Origin of the sequence: Fervidicella metallireducens AeB (genome assembly GCF_000601455.1) — a bacterium.
GTDB classification, from domain to species: Bacteria; Bacillota; Clostridia; order Clostridiales; family Caloramatoraceae; genus Fervidicella; species Fervidicella metallireducens.
In genome coordinates, this window is sequence record NZ_AZQP01000010.1 from 22,513 (window position 1) to 39,570 (window position 17,058).

Annotated in this window: 17 protein-coding genes, 1 tRNA gene and 1 pseudogene; 1 reads left to right on the forward strand and 18 read right to left on the reverse strand. The window is 31.9% G+C overall.

Annotated elements, in window-relative coordinates; translation table 11 throughout:
- Positions 1 to 3: 3 nt before the first annotated feature.
- The 12 genes and pseudogenes from Q428_RS04615 to Q428_RS04670 all read right to left on the reverse strand — a co-directional run bounded on the left by Q428_RS04615 (position 4) and on the right by Q428_RS04670 (position 11,353).
- A complete protein-coding gene (locus tag Q428_RS04615) occupies positions 4 to 1,767 on the reverse strand; it encodes a V-type ATP synthase subunit A (protein ID WP_035378655.1) in 1,764 nt (587 codons plus the stop codon).
- A gap of 11 nt (positions 1,768 to 1,778) precedes the next feature.
- Entirely contained in the window at positions 1,779 to 2,381 is a 603-nt protein-coding gene (locus Q428_RS04620) for a V-type ATP synthase subunit E (protein WP_035378656.1), read from the reverse strand.
- A gap of 9 nt (positions 2,382 to 2,390) precedes the next feature.
- Entirely contained in the window at positions 2,391 to 2,699 is a 309-nt protein-coding gene (locus Q428_RS04625) for a V-type ATP synthase subunit F (protein WP_035378657.1), read from the reverse strand.
- Positions 2,700 to 2,710: 11 nt separating this feature from the next.
- Entirely contained in the window at positions 2,711 to 3,133 is a 423-nt protein-coding gene (locus Q428_RS04630; protein WP_035378659.1) for an ATP synthase subunit C, read from the reverse strand.
- A gap of 14 nt (positions 3,134 to 3,147) precedes the next feature.
- Positions 3,148 to 5,106 (reverse strand): V-type ATP synthase subunit I, encoded by a 1,959-nt coding sequence (locus Q428_RS04635; RefSeq protein WP_035378661.1) that lies wholly within the window; start codon positions 5,104 to 5,106, stop codon positions 3,148 to 3,150.
- Positions 5,107 to 5,120: 14 nt separating this feature from the next.
- The gene (locus tag Q428_RS04640; protein ID WP_035378663.1) at positions 5,121 to 6,167 is read right to left on the reverse strand and encodes a V-type ATPase subunit; all 1,047 of its coding nucleotides are present in this window, start codon (positions 6,165 to 6,167) and stop codon (positions 5,121 to 5,123) included.
- A 21-nt stretch (positions 6,168 to 6,188) separates the two neighbouring features.
- Entirely contained in the window at positions 6,189 to 6,512 is a 324-nt protein-coding gene (locus Q428_RS04645) for a hypothetical protein (RefSeq protein ID WP_035378665.1), read from the reverse strand.
- A gap of 210 nt (positions 6,513 to 6,722) precedes the next feature.
- A complete protein-coding gene (locus tag Q428_RS04650; RefSeq protein WP_051514933.1) occupies positions 6,723 to 7,004 on the reverse strand; it encodes a hypothetical protein in 282 nt (93 codons plus the stop codon).
- Between the two features lie 87 nt (positions 7,005 to 7,091).
- Positions 7,092 to 7,970 carry a diacylglycerol/lipid kinase family protein gene (locus Q428_RS04655; protein ID WP_035378667.1) on the reverse strand — a complete coding sequence of 293 codons (879 nt, stop codon included), beginning with the start codon at positions 7,968 to 7,970 and terminating at the stop codon, positions 7,092 to 7,094.
- A gap of 58 nt (positions 7,971 to 8,028) precedes the next feature.
- Positions 8,029 to 9,279, reverse strand: coding sequence for a hypothetical protein (locus Q428_RS04660; protein WP_035378668.1), 1,251 nt, complete (start codon positions 9,277 to 9,279; stop codon positions 8,029 to 8,031).
- Complete coding sequence (locus tag Q428_RS04665) at positions 9,270 to 10,397, reverse strand: DUF58 domain-containing protein (protein WP_035378670.1); 1,128 nt, start codon at positions 10,395 to 10,397, stop codon at positions 9,270 to 9,272. The genes Q428_RS04660 and Q428_RS04665 overlap by 10 nt, the downstream gene beginning before the upstream one ends.
- A gap of 12 nt (positions 10,398 to 10,409) precedes the next feature.
- A pseudogene (locus tag Q428_RS04670) lies at positions 10,410 to 11,353 on the reverse strand (AAA family ATPase).
- A 188-nt stretch (positions 11,354 to 11,541) separates the two neighbouring features.
- Here Q428_RS04670 and Q428_RS04675 point away from each other — a divergent pair.
- The gene (locus tag Q428_RS04675) at positions 11,542 to 11,958 is read left to right on the forward strand and encodes a DUF3842 family protein (protein WP_035378671.1); all 417 of its coding nucleotides are present in this window, start codon (positions 11,542 to 11,544) and stop codon (positions 11,956 to 11,958) included.
- 29 nt (positions 11,959 to 11,987) lie between these two features.
- On the opposite strand, the gene Q428_RS04680 is transcribed toward Q428_RS04675, so the two are convergent.
- The 6 genes from Q428_RS04680 to citC form a co-directional block, all read right to left on the reverse strand.
- Complete coding sequence (locus Q428_RS04680; RefSeq protein WP_035378673.1) at positions 11,988 to 13,049, reverse strand: HD-GYP domain-containing protein; 1,062 nt, start codon at positions 13,047 to 13,049, stop codon at positions 11,988 to 11,990.
- Positions 13,050 to 13,212: 163 nt separating this feature from the next.
- A tRNA-Gly gene (locus tag Q428_RS04685) sits at positions 13,213 to 13,286 on the reverse strand.
- A 281-nt stretch (positions 13,287 to 13,567) separates the two neighbouring features.
- Positions 13,568 to 14,485: a glutaminase A gene (glsA, locus tag Q428_RS04690; RefSeq protein WP_035378675.1), complete on the reverse strand. Its 918-nt coding sequence runs from the start codon at positions 14,483 to 14,485 to the stop codon at positions 13,568 to 13,570.
- Between the two features lie 2 nt (positions 14,486 to 14,487).
- Positions 14,488 to 15,399: a triphosphoribosyl-dephospho-CoA synthase gene (locus Q428_RS04695; RefSeq protein WP_051514934.1), complete on the reverse strand. Its 912-nt coding sequence runs from the start codon at positions 15,397 to 15,399 to the stop codon at positions 14,488 to 14,490.
- Positions 15,389 to 15,889 (reverse strand): citrate lyase holo-[acyl-carrier protein] synthase, encoded by a 501-nt coding sequence (gene citX, locus Q428_RS04700; RefSeq protein WP_035378677.1) that lies wholly within the window; start codon positions 15,887 to 15,889, stop codon positions 15,389 to 15,391. The genes Q428_RS04695 and citX overlap by 11 nt, the downstream gene beginning before the upstream one ends.
- Complete coding sequence (gene citC, locus Q428_RS04705) at positions 15,889 to 16,926, reverse strand: [citrate (pro-3S)-lyase] ligase (protein ID WP_035378679.1); 1,038 nt, start codon at positions 16,924 to 16,926, stop codon at positions 15,889 to 15,891. The genes citX and citC overlap by 1 nt, the downstream gene beginning before the upstream one ends.
- Positions 16,927 to 17,058: the final 132 nt, after the last annotated feature.

Below are 17,058 nucleotides of genomic sequence, written 5' to 3' on the forward strand. Positions count from 1 at the left end.
TTATCACCCTTCATAAGCCTTTTTCAGACTAATAAAATAGTCATTAATTTTTTCTTCCAAGTCCTTAAATTCATCTTTATATTCATTGGGTATACTGTATTTCATCTTTATAACGTCTTTAAAAACCTCGCTTCCACGAAGCTTGGAAATAGGTACTCCTAATTTTACTGCTTCCCTTGAATTTATATATAATTCATTGATGACTTTAAGCATTCTATTCTGCTTATCTAATGGAACATAAGTATCTTCCTTGTGGTAAGCATTCTGCTGAAGATATCCAATCTTTATAACTTTAGCTATTTCAAGAATTAATCTTTGTTCATCCGGCAAAACGTCTTCACCTACAAGTTTGACAATTTCCAGAAGCTTACTTTCCTCCTGAAGAATTTTCAACATCTCTCCCCTTAGTTTCATCATATCCTCATCAACATTTTCTCTATACCAGCCATCTAATGTTGCAAGATAACCACTGTAACTTGATAACCAATTAATAGCTGGATAATGTCTTGCATAGGCTAATTTCTTATCAAGACCAAGAAAAGCACTTACAAAACGTTTTGTATTTTGTGTTACAGGCTCTGAAAAATCTCCTCCAGCGGGAGATACAGCACCTATTATGGTAACTGAACCCTCTTTTTTACTCAGTGTATCTACATATCCTGCCCTTTCATAAAACTCTGCAAGTCTTGAAGGAAGATATGCAGGATATCCCTCCTCTGCAGGCATTTCCTCAAGCCTTCCAGAAATTTCACGAAGCGCTTCAGCCCATCTCGACGTTGAATCCGCCATTACTGCAACATGATATCCCATATCTCTGAAATATTCTGCTATTGTAATGCCTGTGTAAATGGAAGCTTCCCTTGCTGCAACAGGCATATTTGACGTATTGGCAATTAATATAGTCCTGTTCATTAATGGAAGATTTGATTTGGGGTCAACAAGTTTTGGAAAGTCCTCAAGTACCTCTGTCATTTCATTTCCTCGCTCACCACAACCAATATATACGATTATATCTGCATCACTCCACTTTGCAAGCTGATGCTGTGTCATTGTCTTTCCAGTACCAAATCCTCCTGGGATTGCTGCAGTACCTCCCTTTGCTATTGGAAAGAATGTGTCTACAACCCTCTGTCCTGTGACTAGTGGTTTTTCAATTGGCATTCTCTTATTAACAGGTCTTGGGCTTCTAACTGGCCATTCCTGATACATTTTTATTTCATGAATTTCCTTTCCGTCATCTATCTTTAAGAGCGTCTCTTCCATGTTATACATGCCCCTTGGCTTTAAATCTATAACCTTTCCTCTGATTCCATTTGGAACCATCAAATAATGGTTGACAAGTGGTGTCTCTTTAACCTTGCCAAAAAACATACCTGATTCTACCTCATCACCATTTTTTATAATAATTTCAACCTCCCATTCCTTATTCAGATCAATGGAAGCTAATCCTATACCCTCACTGATATAGCCACCTGATTTATTGAAGATGTAATTTAAAGGTCTTTGTATACCATCAAAAATATTTCCAACAATCCCTGGTCCTAATTTAACAGATAAGGGCATCCCTGTGGATTCAACCTTATCTCCAACCTTTAATCCTGTTGTTTCTTCATATATTTGAATTGTTCCAATCTGACCATCCAATGAAATGACTTCTCCTATTAATCTTTTTGGACCGACGGTTACCATTTCCCTCATTTTAAATTTGTCCATTTTATCAGCTCTTATAACAGGACCATTAATATACTTTACAACCCCCTCAGCCATATAACCACCACCTAATGTAATAAGTCTAATAATTTTTCGCCAATTAAATTCCTGGAATTTGAAATCCTGCTTAAAAAAGATAAATCAAACTTTATGTTTTTATCTCTGTCAGTTAAAACAAATCCTCCTATTATATCATTATCCCTGAGGACACTTACCTTTTTACCACTGAAAATGTCACTTATCTCTCTTTCAAAATCTTTTGCATCCTTTTCTGTGAGGCAAATTATAAACTCATCACTGCCACATACCTCATTGAATGCACTTTTTAATTCTTTGATGAACATGTCTTTATATTTCTGGCTTTTTACAAATTCCCTTGCAATATCTTCAACTTCAATAATCATTTTTTCTAGCAGCTCTTTTCTTTTTTCTAAAAGAATTTTCTTTTGTTGTATCCTTGCCTTTGAAACTATTTGAAGTTTTTCTTTTTCCAAATTCTTTTTCCTTTTACTTAAGATTTCCTGGGCTTCCCTTGTAAATTCCTGTCTTTTCTCTTCTATTAAACTTCCAAATTCTTTATTATATTTTTCTATAGTTATCCTATTTTCCTTTTCAACAAGATCATAAACTATTTTTGTAAAAAGATTTAATTTCTCATCAATGGTTATCATAAAATCACCTCAAAACTTGATACCTATGGAATCCTTAACATATCCAGTTATATAATCTTCATCTTTGATACTGCCATGTCTGTCTGGAACTTCAATAATAAGAGGGTAAACCATTTTTTCCTTTATATGGCTTATTTTATTTTTTATTTCCCTCCCTAGTCTTTCAGTTATAAGAATAATCCCAATTTCCTTATCCTTAAGCAGGTTATCAATAAGCTTTTCTGCTTCATCTGCACTTTCAGCAAGAGTTCCTTTTATTCCTGCTATTCTCATTCCCACAAGGGTATCCCTGTTATCACTTATTAAATAAATTCTCATTTAAATTCACCCTAAAGTCTTCCAAGTATCATAATTGAGATTATAAGGCCGTAAATGGCAATACCCTCAGCAAGACCAACAAATATCAAAGTTTTACCTAATATCTTAGGATCCTCTGATACTGCTCCAAGTGCCGATGATCCCACTGCACCAACTGCGTATCCTGCACCAATGGCTGCCAATCCTGTACTTAATCCAGCTGCAATAAATCCAAGACCTGAACCTGATTCACTGCCTGTAACTGCTGCATGGGCTGCCTGTGGTATAAGAGTTATTATTAGTCCTGTAAGTACAGGTATAAATGAATACATATTAATTCTTAATACCTTTTTTATCCTGCCTTTTTCACAAATTTCCCCTTTGTAAAACTTAATTATTCCTTGAGTTACTGTTAAAACAACAATTGTAATCGCTAAAATTAAAAATATATACATTTTTATCCCCCCAATTATAATTTTAATGGTTCATAATCATATCCTATTCCACTGAAGTATTTACTGAAAAGTTCATAATATTCAAGCCTAAGTCCTTGTATAAAAACTATTAAACCCTCAAGACCTATAATTATTATATTGCCGATTATTAAAACAAGAGCGCTTCCCACACTGCTTGTCATCATTTCTGAAAGTGTTTCAAAGGCAATAAATAAACCAACATGGTTAATGGCAAATGCCCCAACTCTTATAAATGATACAGTGTTGCTGAACATACTAAGAAGGGTTTCTAATACTCCAAATCCTCCTTCGATATAATAGTCTGTTTTTGTTTCATTATAAAGAGGTCTTACTCCCCTTATAATGTTTGTTATTGGTTCTTTAAAAAGCATTAAACCTAAAAGGAATATAAGAATTAACACTAATCCTCCAACAGGTATTATAGGTGTCCAACCTTTTACCTTTGCTAGAACCAGATAAATAAGTGTCCAATAAAAAACTAAACCTGAAAGTCCATTTCTGCTGAAAATACCATTTTCTATATCCCTGTTTCTATAACTGTTAACGAGATTATATATAAACCCGATTGTCAAAAATATGGTACCAAGTGCTACCGCAGAAATAAGCATAAGATTTATACTCACCATTGGACGAACTATATAGGTTTTTAATATATCCTCAAATCCGAATATACTTCCGTATATAAAACCAAAGAAAGTTGAACTTAATCCAAGTCTTGCAACTACTCCACCAAGATTAGGTCTGCTTTTCTTTTTACTCAAAAGTTCACCTAAAAGAAATAAAACAAGTCCCTGACCAACATCCCCAAACATTGCTCCAAAGAGAAGCATATAACTAATGCCAACAAAGGAAGTTGGGTCAATTTCACCATATGAAGGAATTCCATACATCTTAACTACAGATTCAAAAGGCCTTAACAAATAACCATTTCTAAGGCATGTTGGGGGAGAAATTCCTTCCCTGATTTCATTTATCTCTTTATATATTACGATAATCCTTTCATCAAAGTGTTTAAAACATTCACTAAGGGTTTTCTTCCTGTATTTAGGAACCCATCCTGTCATATAGAAGAATTCTTTTGTTACAGCCATATAGCTCTTAAGTTCTTCTATTTTGTATTCCATAACCAGACGAGAATAATATCGCTCAATTTTATCCAAATTTTCACTCTTTAGGTCTAAAAGCTTAGTCTTAAGATAATCCATCTCGCTTTTTATCTGTCTTTTTCTAATGCTTAATTTTTCAATACACTGAACTGGAGTACCCTTAAGCTTAATTTTTAAGTTAAATTCATCAAAGTTTAATGATTTTAATACCCTATCAACTTCTATTTCCACATTATGTGGAACCAGCATCATCACTACGACAGTGTCATTATCACTGAAAAGTTTTAAAACAACAGCAGGAATGTTTTCATAGTTTTTCTTTAACTTATCCATGTTGTATTTCGTTATCTTTCCAAGCTTTACATATATATATTTCATGCTGAAAATATCCTCTAAGTCCATATCTAAATCTTTAAGATATGAGATGTATTTCTCTAATTCTGTAATTTGGATTTCCTCCTCCTTTAAGTCCTTTAACCTTGTATGGGTATCCTTTACCGTGCTATATAACCATTCTATATCCGCTATATCCCTTTTAAAGTCATAATTCTCCTTTAAATATGTCCTATTAAACCTTTTTCTTACCTCAAAAATTTCCAACAGAGCCTCAATCTTCTTTTCAATCTCTCCTAAATTTTTTTCACTTGCATATTGCTTAATGTAATTAAAATCCACTAATGCACCTACATCGTCCTTAGCCTGAAGTATTGGAAAGTGACTTTGCTCAATTTCACTCATGGAATTTACCATGTGAATTGATGATGATAAGATAATTTTCTTTGATATCTCATCTATATCACTCATATGACCGATAATATTTATCATTTCCATCTTTTCAACTGCCATAAAATCACCTCAATCTATATGGCTTTTATTAAATATTTTTTTATTTCTTCACCATCCAATTTATACCTTACACCTTCTGTTATAGTGATTATGTCCCTTATTTCAAACTCCTTAAGCTCCAGGTATGCCAGCAGCATTGATATATCTAAATTCAGTTTCTGCTTAGCTCCCTTTAATTTAAAATACATAAACCTATTCATTCTTCTTTCCATGAAAATGTCTTCATTTTTATTCTCTTTAAACATAAAACCATAGGATGTATTTCTAATCTTCTCAATAAATTCTCCTACATCCTTTGCATAACAGAACTCCTTTATACTTTTATAGTTAAATCTGTTTCCTCTATCAACGGTATAATTAAATATTTCTTCTGATGATAAGCTATAGTATTCTTTACCCCTGTAAATCCACTGGATGTTGAGCATATCGATATAGTTTCCATACAAATTAATAAAAACTCTTTGATCCTTTTTATTTAGTTTTTTGAGTTTTTCCCCTAGCACGATGAAGTATATTTTATCTAGAGTCATTTCCAGTCTATAAAGGTTTTCCTTTGTATTCCCATCAATTAGATTTTTTAGATAAGGATAATAATAGGTTCCCTCCAATGCCTGAATAAGCTCCATTATACTCTTTGCCTTAATTATTCTATCTATATCTATATATTTATATTTGCCGGCAAAAACAAGACTTTCCTTTATATTGTCAAAGTCCTTATCTATATGAATAATTCTAGCTACCCTTTTTAAGTCATATATTTCATATTTCATATAAAAGCTCTTTAAAAAGCTTCTATATTCTCCATGAAAATAATTAATCAACTTATCCATATAAACAACCAGTGATTCCTTTAAAAGTCTTTCAATATCACCTCTGTGCATTTTCAAGGGATCTTTATCTTTTAAAAACTCACCATAATAAGTATTTACCTTTAGATATTGGGCAATTTCCTGTGAGTTCTTCAGGGAAAGTAAATTCCTATAATCCTCATCATCTAAAAGTTTGCCAAACATAGATGCGATTTTAGTGTTTACTGCAGCATACATGGTATTTTGATCCATATTATCACCTGCTTAAATAAGTTAGCTGTGAACTATATTTTTAAATATTTCTTCTGCCAGCCTTTTTTTATTCAAATTAAAGCTTGCTTCCATTTGAGAACAAGATTTCTCTGCATCACTAATGAGCCTTTGGGATTCCATTTTTACCCTTTCTATTTCTTTAGCTTCATTCTCTTTTGCCCTTATAACCTGTTCTTCAATTATTTCTTTTCTTAAATCCTCAATCTCTTTATTGATGTTGTTTTTTTTCTCCTCTATCTGTTCTTCTAGATTTCTCCGTAAATTAACTGCACTTTTATCTATGTGTATAATGTTCTTCAAAATTTCCTGCATTTCCTTATCCAAAATCTCATCCCCCCTTAACTTTGATTTTACAATAAACTAATTTTAATACCGACTAATAATTTCCACAAATTCAATTTATTCTATTTTTTTCTAATATAAACCGTATCCTGTTAAATTAATAAAATAGCATTATTCTATCTTAGATTTAATCCGTTTTTCATTAAAACTGGCAGCTATATCACTTATAACTTATGATATAGCTGCCAGCTTTTATTTTCGTGCTTGATACATACTACTTATATTTCCTAAAATATCATGTAAGAAATTTGCGCCTCGACTTATTAAAAGTCCTGTTAAAATACTTCCTAAATAGCTAATTCCAAGGGGTATTTCGATTAGCTTAAATATATCCATATTTGCTGCAATGGCTATAAGAATTCCTAAAATCATAGCACCGATTCTGTCAATATTTATCCCCTTTGAGGATTTTATCATTTTTAATGTTTCCCATAATGTCTCTGTCATAAAAGCCAGCACTAAAATTTTTTCCACAACAGTCCTCCTAAAAAAATTATCTATTAAATCTTATTCAAAAACTGGCAGCCATATCACTTATAACTTATGATATGGCTGCCAGTTTTATTTTATCTTTGTAATTACACTTAAAGCCTTGGGTATAATTTCAAATTCTATTCTTTTTGATAGTTCTAATTCTCCGTCAATATTTACTGCAATCTCTTCATCAGAGGACAATTCCACATGTTTCCCCTTATAAAAAAATACTTCTTTAATTTTCTCATGCTCACCCTTGATAAACTTTGGAAAAAGTCTAAGCATTTTGGTTTTTGATACCTTTTTTATAAAACAAATATCAAAATACCCATCCCTTAAATCTGCCATAGGCGCTGGCAGCATACCCCCTCCATAATATCTACCATTGGCAACTGCCGTTAATGTAAGCTCATCTTCTAATAGCAGATCATCTATTTTTACCTTTACCCTTTTGAATCTATAAGTAAAAATCGTATTAATTAGTCCAACTAAATAAGCCATGCTTCCCGAAAATATTCTTTTAGCTCTATGAGTATTTATTAAAACTTCTGCATCCATCCCTCCACTGGCTACATTAATAAAATATCTTCCATTACACTTACCTAAATCAATATGGTTTATTTCTCCATAAATGTTATCCAATATAATCCTTTCTAAATCTTTCTCGCTATTTATTGATTTAATAAAATCGTTACCTGAACCTCCTGGTATAACTCCAATGGCTGACTGTGAACCTACAACTCCATTCATAACTTCATTTAACGTGCCATCACCGCCAACTGATATTATTCTTTCATAACCATTTTCTGTTCCCCATTTTGCCAGCTCTGTACCTTCCTTAGGTTTAGTTGTATGTAATATTTTATAATCAATATTGCATTTCTCACAAATCTCTTGTATGATAGGAACTATTTTTTCAGCTTTCCCTTTACCTGCAACGGGATTTATTATGAATAATATCCCCATAAATTTCCTCCTCTTGTGTTTTATAAAGAATCGAATTTAAAGCTAATAAACTGGTAAATCACTTTTCTCTGACTTTGCTTAATTTTTTAAATACTGATATAAAATTATCCCTTGTTTCCTTATCTGGTTTATAACTGCTGTATCTCACCTTAATATAAGTTTCCCTTAAATACTCAATTAACTTTTTTTCATATAATCCTTCTGCTTTTGCATTTATATCTAAGGTTGTGTCGTTTTTTTCTATAATTATTCCTAATTTCTTAGTTTTTAGTATATATTTTTTGTATATTAGCCTTATTTGTTCTCTATAGGTTCCTGGTTTCAGTTTCTTAAGGAGTTTAGTTAAACTAATCCTTTCTTTGTTTTTTTCATCTACAATAAATTCTCTTGTTTCTTCATAATCTGTATTTTTAATTTTCTTAGCCTTCCTATTATTGAAAATCCTATTTAAAACAAATAATATAATTAACAAAGTCACAAGAAAAATTATTGTTTTATAGATTAATTGCAAAAATTCAGGATTATTTTCCATAACTGTTTTTTTATGGATTTGTTCTTTATTGTTTTTAAGTAAATTATTAATTAACTGTTTCTTTTTTGCGTCTTCCTCTACTATATTTTTTAGATACTCAAAAGGTTTCAATAATATGTAAATAATAAATTTGAAAAACCAACCAAAGGCCAGCCAAAAAACTTCAGCTGCACATTTTGTAATTGTACTTATTAATTTAAAAATGGCTTCCCGTACCCTATCAAAGGAAAGTATAAAGGAGACCAATGATACTAAGGCAGCATATATGATATTTTTTCTATTAAATCCTCTATAATCTTTTGTATGTTCTTTATATCTTAAAACCCGTAGAAGAAGTACTGATGTTATAAAATAAATGATAGCAAATAATGCCACTTTTTTATTAAAAACTTCAATTGACATCATTAGCAATGAAACTATGAATAAGCCAATAAAAACTCTTTTACCCTTTGAAAATTCATCTAAATACTCATAATAAGTTATCTCCCCGTCCATCTTAACAATCGTTATAACTGTTGCTGTAATTATTGAAAAGACATATGCACCATCTATAAATGATTTTGCATTAATCATGGGCAAATACATTATAAGTATTGGTATAATTTTATATTTGTCATTTTTATTCTTTAAGTAATAAGTTAACATAGCAATTGAAGATGTCCATAAAAACAATATAAAACTATCAAAAACGGACATATTTACATTAGCCATCAGTAAGCCAATTAAGGAAAAAACTATGGACAACCTATTTATTATCCTTATAAAAATTAAATCCATAACTTATCTTCACCTCTCTCTACAAAGGTTAAGATATCATTATCTAAAAGCTGCAGGTTTGTATCATCTAATGATATTAGAACTAATCTCTCACATTGCTTTTTTAACTTATTAATATCTGAAATATATTCTTTTAATACTTTTGGCGTAACCAAAATATAAGTACCAACGTTTGTCCTATCACTTAACATCTTTTTAAGTGTTTCTTCGAAGCCACATTCTATACCATAATTCATTCTTCCTAATGCCTCTAATAAGGAAATTAAATGATTTCCACCCCATCCTGATTTAATGATACTTTTACTCTCTCCATTGAAGATAAGAAAAGTATTTGAAAGCAACCCGTATGGAATGCCTGTTTTTTCTAATTCTTCAGCAACAGCCCTGACTATTGAGATAGCCTTTTCTATTTTTTCTGCATCAATGTTGGTATGGAATGGTTTGTCTGTTTCAATATTAAGTATTATCATGACTTTGTTATCTGTTGTATAGTCGTACTTTTTTACCATTAAAGAGCCATGTTTTAATGATAATGGCCAGTGAATGTCCTTTTGTGGTTCAAAGCCTGTATATTCCTTAATTCCTACAATTAAAACAGGATCATCAATTATCCATCTTTTAACTGATATCTCCCCATAATAATCTCCATAGGGAACAATAGTTTCCTGAATATCAATGGTTTTAGGAAGTACAACTATCTGTTGAAAAAAATCTATATTTTTAGTAAAAACCTTTAATCCCAATAAATCTCCTATCTTTAAAGTAACATCTCTGAGATTTACTACTCCCCTTTTATCATAAGAATCCTTATATACACGGTTTACCCTTTGATAGGGCAGTACCGATGTTGTAATTTCCCTCCAGCTTTTCTCGTTGTCAATATTTATGTGTTTTTCTTTTAAATTACTATTTTGAGGTAAGTTTTGTATGATTTGAAGAAAAGTTATTGGAAGTAATTTTTTATTTGAAACACTAATTTTTATTTCAAGTTCTTCTCCTATCTCAATTATTTTTTTAGATATTTCTCTTTTAAACGTTACGTTTTTGAATGCATATTTTTCTGATAGAGCATTAAGTATTATACCACTTAATAACATAAAAATAATAAAATATAACATTGGCAGCACCTCTTATACTTCTTCAATTGGTACTGTAATAGAATTCACTATATTTTTAATTACGTCATAAGGTTCATTTCCTCTATTTAGTCCTTTATAAATTAATCTATGATTTAAAATATAGGGTGACATCATCTTTATATCCTCTGGTATAATATAATCCCTTCCACTTATAGCTGCCAAAACCTGAGATGCCTGAATAGTGCAATAGTTGCCCTTGGACTTGCACCTAGCTGTATTCTTTCATCATTCCTTGTTGCTTCAATAATATCCATTAAATAATTCATAACATCATTATGTATATTTACTCTTTGATAATTATTCTTTACAAACTCTATCTCACCCCTTGTGATTACACATTCAAGTGTATCTAAAGGATTCTCTTCCTTATATCGATTTATTATTTCGATTTCTTCTAGTCGTTTTGGGTAACCCATATTAATTCGCATTAAAAATCTGTCAAGCTGTGCCTCAGGAAGTGGAAATGTTCCATATGACTCTACTGGATTTTGTGTGGCTAATACCATAAATGGCTCTGATAACTTTCTTGTTACTCCGTCAACTGTTATCTGTTTTTCCTCCATGGCTTCTAAAAGACTTGACTGTGTCCTTGGGGTTGCTCTGTTTATTTCATCTGCAAGGATTATATTCGAAAATAAAGGTCCTTCTTTAAACTCAAACTCCAGACTCTTTTGATTATAAAAGTTTATTCCTGTTAAATCTGATGGAAGTAAATCTGGTGTAAACTGAATTCTTTTGAAACTACATCCAATTGTCTTTGAAAAAGCTTTTATAAGCATTGTTTTACCAACACCTGGTACATCCTCTAACAAAATGTGCCCACCGCTTATTAACCCAACTGTTAAAAGATCAATGATTTCATTTTTACCAACGATTACTTTTGAAACATTATCTCTAATTTTAGTCCTGAATTCCAAAAATCTCTCTAAATCCATAATATTCCCCCTAATAAAAGTTCATAATTAAATTTTATCTTAACTAAATATAGAAAACAAATACTTTTAAAGGGTATAATCCAATGAATTTTTCTATTTGATACTCTGTTTCAATTACTATTCATTAGATTTATTTTGAACAATGTGATATTATTATTTGTGTAAGTATTTTCTTTGGGAGGCATAAGATGAAGGTAGCAGTTATTGATGGACAAGGTGGAGGATTAGGAAAATTTATTATAGAAAAAATAAGAAAAACCCTTGGTAATGATGTTGAAATATTAGCCTTGGGAACTAATGCATATGCAACTGCAAACATGGTTAAAGCTGGTGCAAGTGAAGGTGCAAGTGGTGAAAGTGCTATTTGCTACTGCTGCAAAAATGTCAAACTTAACTGTATTATTGGTCCTATTGGAATAGTATGCCCCAACAGTATGTTAGGTGAGCTGACGCCAAACATGGCAGAGGCTATATTCAGTGCTGAATGTACCAAATACCTGATTCCATTAAACAAGCACGGTTTGTACATCCCTGGTGTTTCAAATCTTCAGTTTAATGATTTTATGGATGATATAATAAAAAACATTAAGGACTCTATAACTTAAAAAATCGGCAATACTGCCGATTTTTTTATTTATATTATTATCGTTTCTATTCTAATATCAAGCTTTTCAACTAAATTTACCTCAACTGGTGTTATCACATTACCTTTATCATCATAAATTATTCTTACCACAGGTTTATCAGGGAATCCTTTATTGTGCTTAACTACGAATCCTTCAAAGTTATTTGAAAGTTTTACACATGAACCTAATGGATAAATTGAAAAATTATTCTTAAATATATTTACTAATTCAAAATCAAAATAAGTCCCGGAACCTCCTAATATAAATTCATAAGCTTCATTTGCCGGAAATCCCTTTCTATATACCCTGTCGCTTATTATTGCATCATAAACATCACTAATACAAACTATCCTTGCGTACTTCGATATTTTTTCTCCCTTCAGCCCTCTTGGATAACCACCGCCATCTATTCTTTCATGGTGCTCAAGTATTATATCCTTTACTCTTTGGTTTACTCCTGCCATATCTTTTATAAGCTCATAACCATACTCACTGTGCTTTTTCATAATTGCAAATTCTTCATCTGTAAGTCTGCCTTTTTTGTTTAATATATCCACAGGTATCTTAGTTTTACCTATATCATGCAAAAGAGCCCCAAGCCCTAAATCCATAAGCATTGGTTTTGAAAAAGAAAGCTGTACCCCATAAAATAAAGCAAGAACACTTGTGTTAAGTGAGTGTACATAAGTGTAATTGTCAAAGGTTTTTAACTCCAGCAAATATGTGGAATTTATTCCCTTGTTTTCTATTAAATATTCGATGATTTCTTTTATTGCAGCTATTGTATTTTTTATTTCAAGGGTATTGCTATATTGAAGTTTTGCCATTACGTTTGATAATGACTTTACTGCCTGACTTTTAACCTCTACAAACTTAGGATCCTCTGGCTCTATATCATCTAAATTATTATCTTTTATGTAGATATAGAGAACACCTAACTGTTTAAGTTTTTTTATATAATTATCTGTTAAAGCAACGCCTTCCCTAAGAAGAATGCAGCCGTCAACTCCTAATATGCTCTGACCTAAAATATCCCCATTTTTTGCTTTATTCATGCTTATTAATCTCATAGCCACCTCGATATAATTACAATTCTGATATTTATTAATTAGTCACTCTATGATATATTTTAATTTTTTTCTACAAAGCTTTCAAGGAAAATTTATTACATTTGTAAAAAAATAGTGGCATTTGTAAATTAATTTTCCTGTTTATCTATTTTTGACAAAAAAATGGAGCAGGTAACGGGAATCGAACCCGCATAGCCGGCTTGGGAAGCCGGTGCTCTGCCATTGAGCTATACCTGCACTATTTATATTATATTACAATATTCCATTATTTGCAAAATTTTGCATAATCAGCAGATAGTTAATATTTCTCAATATTTTTATCTATACCGATATATCTTGTTCTTATTTTTGTTTTTTCCTGTTTTCTCAATTTTTTAAACAAATGAAACTTATGGAATTATTCATAATTTTCTATAATACATAGCTTTATTAACAAACTATGGGCTATAAAGCGTAAAATCCCATCAGATTTACTGCACCTATAGCCCACCCTTAATTAAAACATTAATGAATAACAATTAGAATATGCTTAAATCCATTTCCCTTGATAAATCCTCTAAAACCTTAACTCCTGCAATACTATTTCCTTTTGCATCAAGGGCAGGACCTACCACTCCTATTCCCATCCTTCCTGGAACTGCTGAAAGTATTCCTCCTCCAACTCCACTTTTTGAAGGTATACCTATATGAACCGCAAATTTTCCTGAAGCATCATATAAACCACAGGTAACCATGATGGTTTTTACTATTCTTGCAACTTCCCTTGGAATAATTTTTTCTCCAGTCCAAGGAAGTATTCCATCATTAGCAAGAAGTGCACCTATCCTTGCTAAATCTCTAGCTGTAACCTCCATTGAACATTGTTTAAAATACACATCAAGTGATTCCTCAACATTACCTTCAATTACCCCAGTACTCTTCATAAAATATGCCAAAGACCTGTTTCTATGTCCTGTTTCCTTTTCTGATCTATACACATCTTCATTGATATATATATCTGGGTTGCCAGATATTCTTCTTGTAAACTTTAAAATTCTTTCTACTTTTTCCTCAGGTGTTTCTCCTGCAATCAATGCCGTAGTGGCAATTGCTCCAGAGTTTATCATTGGATTTAAGGGCTTGTTAAGATTTTTTGTTTCTAAATTTACTATTGAGTTAAATGAACTTGATGTTGGCTCCATTCCAACCTTTGAAAATACATTTTCTTTACCATTGTCTAAAATAGCTAACATTAAAGTTACTATCTTTGACACACTCTGCATAGTAAATTTAGTTTCATAATCTCCTGCAGAATATTCTTCACCATCTAAAGTAACAACGCAAATTCCCAAAGCATCTCTATTAGCTTTACTTAATTCTGGGATATAGCTTGCCACTTCCCCTTGGCTTGTCCAGTGTCTGTTTCTTTCAACAATTGCTTCAAGTAGCTTTTTCAATTTCATTCATCCTTTCTAAAATGTTTCTCCAACTCGTGTATCATAACTGTTACGGCAAGCAAATCTGCAGCACCACCTGGGCTTATATTATGTGCTACAAATACATCTTCCATTTTATTTATATACCCTTCACCCTCAAGTGTTTTCATTCCCCCAAGTTTAAGGGCTTTAATTGCCATCTCCCTCATTTTATTGAGTCCTTCAATTCCACATCTATTCACAACGGTAGTATCTTCTACTACTGTCATAAGTCCTATTAAACTATGGCTTAAAGCTTTAGGGGTTGAAAGTCCAAAACTTATAGCCTCCTCATAACATGGTAGTCCAACCTCAATTATTGAAGGAAGTCCTTTCTCTATTTCCCCCCTTACACCTGTCAGGCCATACTCTAAAAATAATCTTTCTCCATTAGTTAACTTTTTACTGTTGCTTAATGTTTTTAGTTCTCTCTCTACTAGACCATAACAAATAATTGAAGCCATTTTAGATATATTAAAGCGGGTAACTCTATATCTATTCCTTATACACATACCAGCAGCTGCTGCAGTAACACCTGCTAAAAATAAAAGTCCTCTTTGTGTATTGATTCCATCGGTTGCTCTTAACATATTCTTTTCTGCCCAGAGCCCCACACTTCGTATCTTTTCTAATATTTCATCTTCATAATCGATGCCAATCTGAGCACAGATATACATTGCATGGGCAATTGAAGATGTACTGTTTAAAAATGTATAGAAGTTCATATCACTGTGTGAACCGCTGGAATAAGGAGATATCAACCCTGGTGATGGGCTTGAACTGACCTCGTAGAGCATACCAAGGATAGCAGCTTCTCCAATTTTAAAAGCGTCAGGGGAAATGCAAAAACCATTATTTATTTTTTCCATGATTTCATCACAATACTTAATTCCCATTTTTTTCTCCAAAACTTTCTATCAATGTGTTGGCTGCATTAATTATTTCTTCAATGTCATGTCTATTTAGTCTCATGCATATCCTTGCATCTTCATTACAGATAAGGCATTTTCTTGAACTTAAATTTAATTTTTCTCTTCCTAAAGATTCCCCGCCCTTTGTATATATATCTATGTCAAATAATCTTCCAAGTTCATGTCCATTCTCAATAGACATTGCAATCTCTTTTGCAACCTTTGGCTCCATATCAACAACAAAGATAACACTGCTTCCATCAAAACCTTTTAACATTTTGGAATGAATTGAAAATGTTCTATATTCTGAATTTAAAAGCGACAATAAAACATCAAAAGCAAGTTCTGAATGTTTTGTATTTTTCTCTATACCAGGATAGTTCAGCTTTCCACATACAACAGGCAGATTATACTTCTCTATTAATTCTAAAATTGTGTTATATCTATTTTCTCTATCCATTAAAATTCTATCCATCAATGTGGTGTATCGCTCCTTTTTATTTTTTCAATTATTTCCTCTGCTTCCTTTGAAATAAGGAAATCATATGTGGTTTCAGGTACCAGGTCCTTTAACTCCTCTAAAGTTCCATTTCTTATTATATTTCTAACTTCAGAAGCACTTATAGCCCTTCCCTCCCTTTGGAAACGCTCTATAAGCTTAACTTCAACTCCATATTGGGGTAATACTTCCATAAGTGCTGAGTTGTACTGTCCTGTAACTCTGCAATAGGGCTCTGTTCCAACATACCTTTTCTCAATATTAAAGGCAGGTGCTATATATTTTCCAAAAATACCTGCATCAAGCTTAGTATATGCCATGAGCCTTTCATCCTCTTGTCTTAAAAAATAAGAAGGAAATGTTGCTGAAGATATTATATATTTTCCCCCAGGTATAACACAAACATTCTTTAAATCTGCAACTCCTTTTTCTACAAGCTCCAGCCTGGTTTTAAAAGGAAATAGTGAACGATTTTCTTCCACAATAAACACAACTACCTGTTCACTCTCTGAAGCAGCCCTTTCTATAAGATATCTGTGCCCCTCTGTAAATGGATTGCAATTCATTACAATCCCAGATTTTTTTCTATTATCAAGTCCGCTTTTCACAAACATGTTGTTTACATATGACTTAACATTAGCCATTCCTCCTTCTAAAAGAAGGACTTCAGATGTTTCATGAACACTTTTATATCCTAGACCCTCAAATATCCTCTTATTCTTCGGTTTTGTATATATAAATGTTTCATAAATTCCTCTATCAAAGAGGATGTTAGAAATTTCAGTTATTAACTTTGATGATATACCTTCACCCTGAATTTCACTATCAACTGCAAAACACTTAAGTATACTTCCTGAACTGGAGCATGTCCCCACAATCCTGTTATTATTCCTTGCAACTATAGTGTTTTCTACATCTTTATCAAGTAACAAATCGAATTTAAATAAAAATTCCTCAACCTCTTTTTTCTGAGGGCTATTTAAATTTATTCTTTCTATTAACAAATTGTTCATAAAATCACCCATTTAAATTTTATTTCAAATAATTAAAAAATTCAATACTAACTATTTTTCAGAATTGTAAGTATAATACAATACAATCGTTATACGGGACATAAGACTGCACAGAAAACTTCATAATTAGAG